General features: G+C 42.4%; 6 protein-coding genes and 1 pseudogene. All 7 read left to right on the forward strand.

Annotated features, from left to right (window positions below; all coding sequences use genetic code 11):
* Positions 1-84 precede the first annotated feature (84 nt).
* The gene (locus A1232T_RS03925) at positions 85-690 is read left to right on the forward strand and encodes a DUF3465 domain-containing protein (protein ID WP_244152363.1); all 606 of its coding nucleotides are present in this window, start codon (positions 85-87) and stop codon (positions 688-690) included.
* A gap of 192 nt (positions 691-882) precedes the next feature.
* Positions 883-2,196, forward strand: a complete 1,314-nt coding sequence (locus A1232T_RS03930; RefSeq protein WP_077448157.1) for a phospholipase A — start codon at positions 883-885, stop codon at positions 2,194-2,196.
* 63 nt (positions 2,197-2,259) lie between these two features.
* The gene (locus A1232T_RS03935) at positions 2,260-2,970 is read left to right on the forward strand and encodes a ComF family protein (RefSeq protein ID WP_244152364.1); all 711 of its coding nucleotides are present in this window, start codon (positions 2,260-2,262) and stop codon (positions 2,968-2,970) included.
* Between the two features lie 163 nt (positions 2,971-3,133).
* Positions 3,134-3,703: a type IV pilus modification PilV family protein gene (locus tag A1232T_RS03940; RefSeq protein WP_077448159.1), complete on the forward strand. Its 570-nt coding sequence runs from the start codon at positions 3,134-3,136 to the stop codon at positions 3,701-3,703.
* Positions 3,703-4,767, forward strand: coding sequence for a prepilin-type N-terminal cleavage/methylation domain-containing protein (locus tag A1232T_RS03945; protein WP_077448160.1), 1,065 nt, complete (start codon positions 3,703-3,705; stop codon positions 4,765-4,767). Before A1232T_RS03940 ends, A1232T_RS03945 begins: the two co-directional genes overlap by 1 nt.
* A 13-nt stretch (positions 4,768-4,780) precedes the next feature.
* The gene (locus A1232T_RS03950) at positions 4,781-5,434 is read left to right on the forward strand and encodes a pilus assembly PilX family protein (protein ID WP_077448161.1); all 654 of its coding nucleotides are present in this window, start codon (positions 4,781-4,783) and stop codon (positions 5,432-5,434) included.
* Positions 5,435-5,528: 94 nt separating this feature from the next.
* Positions 5,529-6,201 (forward strand): annotated as a pseudogene (locus A1232T_RS03955) (transposase); the annotation flags it as partial.

Here is a 6,201-nt window from a genome sequence, read left to right on the forward strand (position 1 = left end):
CATGAAGCCTTAACTTGTTATTACTTGATAAGTACATAATTTTACACTATATTGCTTAACACGTTATCTTTGAAGGCAATGACTGTGAAAAATAATCTGGTACATGACCGTTGTCATATTAGAAAAGCTAATCAAAATGGCAACCGTAAGTTTCAATATTTGATTGCTAAGCTTGGGCTAGCATTAGTGTTAAGCTCTGGTCTGGTATTGAGTGCTTGTGAACCTAATACTGGGGAAACGATAGGCTCGTTAGACAGCAGTTCCAAGCTTAGCAAGATTGAGATAAACTTAGATAACCCCTCTGCTGTTGCTGACGCTAAAGATCTTAACGCATTGCCCATGACTTGCCGTAATAGTGTGATTATGGAAGCTTTTGATCAGCAGCGATCTGCGGTACAAGTGAAAGGCTGTGGTAAGGTAGTAGCAGTGCTGGCTGACGATAATGAAGGCAGCCGTCATCAACGCTTCATTGTTCAATTAGAAGGGGTTCAGCCTAAGCATACCGTGCTTATGGCTCATAATATTGATTTGGCCCCAAGAATTGATGCCCTACAAAAGGGAGATGATGTGGTCTTTTATGGGCAGTATGAGTATAACCAACAAGGTGGGGTGGTACACTGGACGCATCATGATCCGGCCGCTCGTCACCAGCATGGTTGGATAGAGCATAGAGGCCAGCGTTTCCAATAGGCCCAATTTGGATTTATTTATTGGGTGTACTTAATTTTTCAATTACAATTTTGCTCACTATTTTTGTGACTTCTAGCTTTTCATATTAGTCATTGCTTAGTCACTTATAGAGAGTAGTATTATTTTTAGTTAATAGTTTTCTTTATCTTTAACAGTATAATGATTCTTTTACCCTATTTATCAGGAATGCGCATGATTACTTTGCCGGCATTAGTACAGACGTCGAGACTGTCTTCTTCAAAACTTAAGTTTTTGACCCTTTCTGTTGCGGCAGTTTGTTGCGCGCCACTAACCTTTAGTGCTGCCTCTGCCGAGACTGGTGATTCAGCATCGGTTGCAATAGACTCAAACAACGCCCAGCAAGTGGCTGTTGATGCCTTTATGAGATGTGCTGATTTGAAATTAGCAGCAGCTCGTTTGGCGTGTTATGACAAAGTTACCGCTGGAGAAGAAGTTACTGTAGGTCGTGAAAAAGTACCTCTGGATTTGGCTGGAAGCGTCAAGGCTAGCTTTAGTGACTTCCGTCCCACTGCAGTTTTTGCAGCTGAGGAGGATGAAGAGTCAGAGTTAGCAGCTGAAGCAGAGGGTGTAAAATCACCTGGTGCACCGACTGCTGTTGGTAATGAACGATTGGCCAAAGCAGGTGTTACGGTTGATGATTTTGCCGCTTACACGCCACTGAGTCTGGCTTATGACTTAGATAAAAATAGCGAGCAAGGTACTTGGACAGTTAGACCTCATAATCCGATCTACTTGCTGCCAGCCTATGTTCAGTATGATCCCAATCGTCACCCAAAAACGCCTACTCAAGATCCTAACGCTGATGAGCTTATAGACTATCAAAATAAGTATGACGATAGGTTAGAGCTTAAAGCGCAGATTTCTTTAAAGACTAAGATTTTAGAAGACGTGTTCGATACCAACGCGGATGTTTGGTTTGGGTATACCCAGCAAATGCATTGGCAGGTGTATAACGAAGAGCACTCACGTCCTTTTAGAGCCACCGATTATATGCCTGAGGTATTTATTACTCAGCCCGTAAAAGCGGACTTACCTTTTAATGGTCGTTTGCGTATGTTGGGTGCAGGGGCCATTCACCACTCGAATGGTCAGTCTGATCCTTGGTCACGTTCTTGGAACCGTCTATATTTAATGGGCGGCGCTGAGTGGGGCAAGCTTAGTGTCATCCCTAAGATTTGGACGCATGTCAAAGAAAAAGACAGCTCTAAGTCTAGTGACAACCCTGATATCACAGATTACTATGGTCACGGGGAGCTTCAAGCACTATATGACTTCGGTCGAGGAGAGACCTTATCAGCAACAGGCCGTTATAACTTTGATACCGAAAAAGGTGCTCTACAGTTAGATTATACTTTGCCCCTATCGCGTGATGTACATGGTTTTATCCAGCTTTTCCATGGTTATGGAGAGTCAATCATTGACTATAACGAAGAGACCACGGCGGTCGGTGTTGGTCTTTCTTTAAACGATTGGAAGGGATTATAGAGGTCATTGACTGTCACTCAGCAAATTTTGCAACACACTGTGCCTGCCTTTTACCAGCTTGGTATGTGGCGGGTACAATATCTACAAAGTGCTTGTTGTGTCTGTCATAGTAATCCTGCGGTTTCAAAAAAAGAGGGCTTAAAATTTAAGCCCTCTTTTTTTTCGTCAATCATTTGCCAGGCGTGTCATGAGGGGATTCATTGGCAGCCTGATCTGTTGCAGCATCTCATATCTGTTGAGAATAATAATACTCTTGTTAATCAATTAGCACAGCCACTTACTTTACCTATCCAATCAGCCGCTGCGCATGTCAGCTATATTCGTGCGGCTATCATTGCTTTTAAATATAAAGAGCAGGTCGATGCTTTGCCGGTATTGGTGCATGCCATACAGCAGCTTCCCAGACCTAAAGGTTGCCATGCAACCAATAGTGTCATTGTACCCACACCAACCACCTCAAATCGGCTGAGAAAGCGGGGTTATGACCCTGTATCAGTATTGGCTTATTATTTATCTAAGCACTGGAAAATTCCCTTATGGCATGGGGTAAGTCGTATTGATGATGTGACCAGTCAGCAGGGTTTAGATAGGCATGAGCGTCAAGCTAATATAAACAACACTTTTAATATCAACGCAAAGCCTCCTGTGACACGGTTGTTATTATTTGATGATGTGGTGACCACTGGAGCGACCTTAGCAGCCATTGCTAGCACCATGACTCGGACTTTTCCTGATACAAAAATCAGAGCTTATTGTGTATCTCACGGTAAATAAATCCCCTTTTGTCATCAAAGTTAGTTATTATAATATTTAATTTAACTTAACTGTATTTTTTGTTTAACCACTTAATGTTGTAGATTAAGCTTTATACTATTCGTAATTATTTCCCACTAGCCACTATTAAGATAAATACCCACCACTATAGGGATAGTTGCCAATGGGCAGGGGCTCGCAATCATTTTATGGCTTTAAACAGCAGCATGGGCTAGGCCTTATGGAAGTCTTGATGGCTCTATTCTTATTTAGTAGTGCTGCTTTGGGCTATGCTGTTTTGCAAAGTCAGGCTATGAGTAATATGAATCGCTCAATGATGCGCTTACAGGGGTTGATGATATTGAGTGAGTCTTCAGAGCGCATAAGAGCCAATAGTCAGCTGCAGGACTTTAGCGTTTACCAAGAACATTTTAATGCCACAGGGCGCATTGCAACTATGGATTGTCTACACAGCAATGGATGCAGTGCAGAACAAGTGGCACAAAATGATGTCGCAAACTTAAAACAGCAAGCAATTAGTCAAGGCTTCAGGCTCGGCATGATTGATTGTCCCATAGTGAAGGGCAGTTCCCAGTCGAAGTGTCTAGTTGTGGCTTGGAGAGAGACCATAGTAGGGAGTCAGGGAAGTGTTAATAATGAAGAGGGCCATGAGCCTGGTGACTTAACCCGCTGTCTTAAAGCAGATGGTAGTTATGTAAACCAAGCTGATTGTGTTTTCGTTGAGATTAACTGATGCCTTATGAATTCAATACTAAAGAGCCTTGTAATAAAGCTTTAGCCAGAGTCCCATACAAATATGAGACCAAAGCTCAGCTAACTGAGCAAGGATTTACTTTAGTAGAATTAATGCTATCCCTGAGTCTAGGTTTGGTAATAACCTCTGCGGCCTTTCAGCTTTTTGCCCACAGCATGACCACTCAAAAGGTGCAACGTTCTTTCTCTGAAGTTCAAGATGCAGCTGTTTTTGGATTTACGGCGATGGCCAAAGAAGTTGCCCATGCTAATTTAGGTGCTTCAAATTCCATGCGACAACAAACGGCCGGGACAGGGATTGTGTTTACCGGATCTGAGGATAGCTCCCAATTAAGTTTAGCGGGCAAGCCGTTTAAAGTAGGTAACTTAAGAGGAATACGTGGTATTGAGCCTAGGCTTTTAACAAAAAGTGGAGCCGGCCCTAGTAATCTGATAGCCCCTATAACCAGTGACCAGTTGACCATACAATACCGTGCTGCCTTTGACAGCTATGACTGTGAAGGTAAGAGGGTTAATAAAGGCGATATGATTATTGAGCGCTATTTTACGCGTACAGACAATCAGCGTGCCGATAAAGAAACCAAAGCGTTGGCCATTGTCTTGGCCTGTGATGCCGGTAGCTATTCATTAAATGAGAGTCAAAGTGCCAACAACATAACTACCGATAGTCTGACTATTAAAGGTTTTGGCGATAATGGGGTGGTGCTGATTAATAGAGTCGATTACTTCTCAGTTAAGTTGGGGGTTAAGCTTGCTCAGGGATTGGCTTATATGCCTATTGATACTTATCTGTCGAAACGTTCTTCGAGTCAAAGTAAGGTGCCCTTTGCCTCAAGCTATGTTTATGATGCGCCTATTGTGGCGGTTGAGCTAGGAATTATAGGCCGAGGGATTGGTGAGGTAGGTACAGAAAACGATAAAACTATGAAATCCAGTTTTACTCTGCAAGGAGCAGAGTATCAAATCAGAGAAAAAACACCTCACTATATACGCCGAACCCTACAAAGGGTGATAACGCTGAGAAATAGTCGGCTAAGCCAGTGATGGTAAGACGACAATGAAAAAGGCTGAAAATCTTAACCTCCAGCGCAGCTCTCTAATGAGTTATGCCCTCAATGGCCAAGAACAACAAGGGGCGGTATTAATGATAGTGCTGTTTGTTATGTTATTAATGGCCAGCGCTAGCCTTATTGCTTTAAGAAGTACTAGGACCTCTTTGGATTTGACCACAACTTTTCAGGTCAATCAGTTGTTATTTCAAGCATCTGATGCCCCACTGAGGCAGTTAGAAAAGCTGGCTCAAGATAAAAAGCAACTGGGCTTATTAATTGCCGAGTCTGGGCCTTTTGGTTATCTAGCAAAAGAGGAGGCCGACTCAGTACTGACAGAATATACAGTGTGTTATCAACCAAAGCTGTATTCCGCAATTTATAGCGCCTCTACTGTAAAAATAATGACGGCTGGCAAGGCGCTTATAAATCCTAAGAGCTACTGCAATATTGCTGATAGTAATATCAATAATTTTGTCAGTGATCGAAAAATTATCGCTACCCAATTAACCTTTGTTCGACTCAATGCCGCAGGTCAGCATGCCTTCGAGCAGTCACAGTCTGAGAATATAGCTAAGACTCATACACGTACTCCATTTTCTAGCCCCTCAGGTCAGGATTTAAGTCGTAATAAGCAAACCCACATTCGGGTTTATCACTAGTCGCCGTAAAACCACCCACTTCAGGGCATAGGTATCTACACAATTTATCATTGAGCATAAATTTGATAAAATAGCGCAGTATGGTATAGAGAAAATGATCCTAGATACGAGACTTATTAAACGATATCAACAACTCGTACACAATCACACTCACCCAAACGGTTATCTACATGCTGGTATGAAAGCAACTATGGATACTAAAAGCAGTTTTGCTCAGACCCAAGCGTTATGGCGATTTGTGCATAATGACAACATCAGCTATCAAGAGCTTAGTAAGCCGTTACTTGAAAACAGCTTACAAGGATGTCGAGAGGACTGCAAACGCTATGGGCTAGTAATGCACGACTGGTCGCGTCTGTCACTTACGCAGCACAATAAACAAGACACCTATGCGATGACACATAACTTAGATGTTGGTTATGAATTACAATCAAGCGTATTAGTTAGCGATATCAATGGCAGTCCTATAGCAACGCCTGCTCAGAATCTTGTAACAGCTAATGGCGTTCATAGTAGTTATCAGGACACTCCTGCCAAACAAACCCATCTTAATGAATTAACCACACGCATTGAATATTTAGAGCAGCAAGGATTTGATAAACCTTTAATTCATATTATCGATAGAGAAGCTGACTCAGCCTATCACATGCGTCAATGGGATGAGCATGATTACAAGTTTATCACTCGAGTCAAAGCAGGCTCCTACTTAAGTTATGAGGGTAAGTCCCAGCGCTGTAGCCAGATAGCTGGGCAACTTAATTTTAGCT

The sequence above is a fragment of the Psychrobacter pasteurii genome (assembly GCF_900162815.1).
Lineage (GTDB): Bacteria > Pseudomonadota > Gammaproteobacteria > Pseudomonadales > Moraxellaceae > Psychrobacter > Psychrobacter pasteurii.

What these genes read in the sequence shown, in the direction of transcription:
- A1232T_RS03930 (WP_077448157.1), top strand. Translation starts at nt 883, where the DNA reads ATGATTACTTTGCCGGCATTAGTACAGACGTCGAGACTGTCTTCTTCA.
- A1232T_RS03935 (WP_244152364.1), top strand. Translation starts at nt 2,260, where the DNA reads ATGTGGCGGGTACAATATCTACAAAGTGCTTGTTGTGTCTGTCATAGT.
- A1232T_RS03940 (WP_077448159.1), top strand. Translation starts at nt 3,134, where the DNA reads ATGGGCAGGGGCTCGCAATCATTTTATGGCTTTAAACAGCAGCATGGG.
- A1232T_RS03945 (WP_077448160.1), top strand. Translation starts at nt 3,703, where the DNA reads ATGCCTTATGAATTCAATACTAAAGAGCCTTGTAATAAAGCTTTAGCC.
- A1232T_RS03950 (WP_077448161.1), top strand. Translation starts at nt 4,781, where the DNA reads ATGAAAAAGGCTGAAAATCTTAACCTCCAGCGCAGCTCTCTAATGAGT.